The organism is Archangium sp., assembly GCF_036389735.1.
Classification (GTDB): Bacteria; Myxococcota; Myxococcia; order Myxococcales; family Myxococcaceae; genus Archangium.
Genome location: NZ_DASVWK010000164.1, coordinates 1 through 3,489, shown reverse-complemented (window position 1 = coordinate 3,489; position 3,489 = coordinate 1). Strand labels below are relative to the sequence as shown.

General features: G+C 65.7%; 2 protein-coding genes. Both read left to right on the top strand.

Features of this window, described 5'->3' with window-relative positions:
- Positions 1–2,056 (top strand): Ig-like domain-containing protein (locus VF794_RS06210; protein ID WP_331108259.1); only part of this gene is annotated, 2,056 nt, incomplete at its 5' end.
- Between the two features lie 268 nt (positions 2,057–2,324).
- A partial coding sequence (locus VF794_RS06205; protein WP_414640878.1) for an RCC1 domain-containing protein occupies positions 2,325–3,489 on the top strand: 1,165 nt, incomplete at its 3' end.

The following is a 3,489-nucleotide window of genomic DNA, read 5'->3' as shown; positions in this document are numbered from 1 at the left end:
CAAGGCATCTCTCTGGCTCTCCGCGCTGCTGGTGCTCGGAGGGTGTCCCGACCCCATCACCCCCCCTCCCCCTCCCGAAGCGCCCAAGCTGAGCTCGGTCACCGTGACCTGTGACCCCGCTTCCATTCCGGCGACCAGGCCCGTGCAATGCACGGCCCTCGCCAAGGACCAGTACGGCGAGCGCTTCGACGTCTCCTATACCTGGACGTCCAGCGACGAGTCCGTGGCGAAGGTGGGCTCGACTGGCAAGGTCTCCACCATCAAGCCAGGGACGGCGACCATCAGCGCGAGTGCCACCGCGGGGAGCAGCACCCAACAAGGACAGGCCTCCGTCACGGTCACCCCGGTCCAGGCCACCCTTCACACCAACGCCATCACCACCAACGAGACATGGCGCGAGGCCGACAACCCGCACGTGGTACGCGGAATCATCGAGGTGAACGGCTCCAGTGCGCCCACGCTCACCCTCGAAGCCGGGGTGGAGCTCCGCTTCGAGTTCGACGCCGAGCTCCGCGTCACCAATGGGGTGCTGCGGGCGCCAGGCACCCAGGAGTCTCCGATCCGCCTGGTGGCCAACCAGAGCGAGCCCACCAAGGGCTACTGGCGCGGCGTGGTGTTCACCACGGCGGGGAGTGCATCGGAGTTCAGCTACGTCACTCTGAGCAACTGTGGGCGTGGCGTGGTGGTGGCAGAGGAGGCCTGCATCACCATCAAGAACCAGGCGGCGCCGGTGCTCCGCAATGTGACGATACGCAATAGCGGCGGCGTAGGAGTGTGGGTAAACAATGACGGCAGCGCTTTCGGGGCCGGGTCGACCATGCTCAGCATCTCCGGCAGCGCGGACCTCACCATGCTCATCGGCGCCGACCAGGCCGGCACGTTGCCGACCGGCGGCAGCTTCACGGACAATGCGATCAATGGAGTCGACCTCAGTGGCGGTGTCTCCCGCTCGCAGACCTGGCCGAACCTGGGCATCCCCTACATCGTGAATGATGTCATCCGCGTGCAGGGGGCCAGCAACCCGACGCTCACCATCTCCGCCGGTACGGTGTTTCGCTTCGGGCCCGGTTACTGGTTTTCCGTCGGCGATACGGCTCCGGGAGGTCTGATCGTGGACGGCACCGCGGCTTCGCCCGTCCTCTTCACCGTGAACTCGGCCAATCCCCAACCCGGGTACTGGGATGGCGTGCACCTGCGGAGCCAGACGTCCAGCACCACTCGCCTCTCCTATACGACGATTGAGTACGCGGGCAGGGGAACTGGAGCCGCCATCGGGTCGGGCAACCTGAACGTGTACGGGAACAAAGCAGGTGGCGGTGCGCGTCCCGTCATCAACAACGTCACCGTGCGCAAGAGCGCTGACTATGGTGTCCAGCTGCTGGATGGTGGGGCCTTCGGCCCAGGTTCGAGCGTACTGTCAGTGTACGACAGCGGCGTCTACGCCATCACGACGCAGGCCAACTACGCCGGCACGCTGCCCATGGGTGGCACCATCAGCGGCAATGCCCTCAACGCCGTGGAGATCTCCGGGGGTGACGTGCTCACGACCCAGACATGGCCAAAGCTCGAAGTTCATTATGAGGTCAACGACCTCGTCAACGTGGGCTCCGCATCCAATCCGACGCTCACCCTACCCGCGGGGACACAGCTGCGGTTCGGCGTTTCCGGTGCGATGCAGATCGGTAAGGGACAGCCCGGAGCGCTGATCGCGGCAGGAACAGCGGCGGCACCGATCCTCTTCGATGCGCTCACGCGCACTCCCGTCAAGGGAAGCTGGCGTGGGCTGCACTTCTGGCAGGCCGGTGGGAGCAAGCTCGACCATGTGACCGTCACCCACGCTGGAGCGGGGGGGCTCATCGGCACGGGCAACGTGAACGTGTACAACGAGATTGGCGCGTTCGTGACCAACAGCACGTTCAGTGAATCATCCGGCTGTGGCATCACCAGGAGCGATGGCAGCGACACTGGCAGCACCGCCGTGACGACGGACTTCACCCTGCCCGCGTACAACAACACCTTCGCCAACAACGACGGCGGAGCGCAGTGCACGAACTGATGGCGCCGGGCTGAAGGAGAGCCCCTGTCCTCAAGACCCCTGCCGCTCTATAGAGCGGCAGGGGTCTTCATTACTGAAGCAGCCCGAACCCGTCCTCCTCCCCTGCCCCCTTCACCGGGTGGCAGGGGTTTTCATTTCCGGCACGCGGGGCTCACGGCGAGCACCCCTGTGACGGTCCTCACCTCCTTTGAGTGAGGCGCTTCACAGTGCCGGCCTGAATCCGCTGGTACGTACCCCCGCGAAATCCGTTCACGAGGGGAAATGAACCATGTGGAAGCCGTATGTCATGGCGGTGCTGGCGGTGGGACTGTGGGCGTGTGGGCCTGGGAAGATGGGAGAAGAGAGCGAGGGGGAGCAGTCCGGGCCGGAACTGGGCACCAACTCGGCGGCGCTGACGGCGACGGCCAGCTATGATTCGACGTTGAAGGTGCCCCGGTGCCTCGGGGTGGCCTCCGGCTGTGACACGGGCAACCTCGTCAACGGTCGTGGTCCGGTGGGGCCCGAGTCCAACGCGCCCAACACCCTGGGCAGCACCTGCGCGGACGGCACCGGTGGCGGCTACCACTCCGACGAGTCACTGGACCGGGTGAAGGTGTACACCCTCGATGGTACCGACCTGGCTCCCGGTAAGCAGGTGAGCGTCGAAGTCGATGTGTGGGCCTATTCCGGGTACTCGTCGGATGCGCTGGACCTGTATTACGCGGTGGACGCGAACAACCCGAGTTGGACCTTCATCACCACCCTGGTGCCCACCGGGGCCGGTGTGCAGACGCTGCGGGCGAGCTACACGCTGCCGCAGGGTGGCAGCACCCAGGCCTTGCGCGCGGTCTTCCGTTATGGGGGGACCGCAGGCACTTGCACGGGTGGTGCCTATGATGACCGGGACGACCTGGTCTTCGCGGTGGCGGGTGCCTCCCCGCCAAAGCCCTCAAAGGTGGCGGCTGGGTATTCCCACAACCTGAAGCTGAGTCTGGATGGGAGTGTCTGGGCGTGGGGACTGAATCAGTCGGGACAGCTCGGCAATGGGACGACCACCCAGAGCACCACGCCGGTGCGGGTGGTGGGGCTCGACAACGTGCAGTCCATCGCCTCGGGTGATCACCACTCCCTGGCGTTGAAGAAGGACGGCACCGTGTGGACCTGGGGCTACAACTCGCACGGGCAGCTTGGCGATGGCACCACCACGAACAGGACCACGCCGGTGCAGGTGGTGGGGCTCACGAACGTGGTGGCCCTCTCCGCGAAGAAGGAGCATTCGCTGGCCGTGAAGTCGGATGGGACCGTATGGGCCTGGGGCAACAACGACAAGGGCCAACTCGGCGACGGCACCTCCACGAACAGGACCACGCCGGTGCAGGTCCCGGGGCTCTCGGGCGCGATGAGCGTCGCAGCGGGCTGGTACTCTTCGCTGGCGCTGAAGCAGGATGGAACCG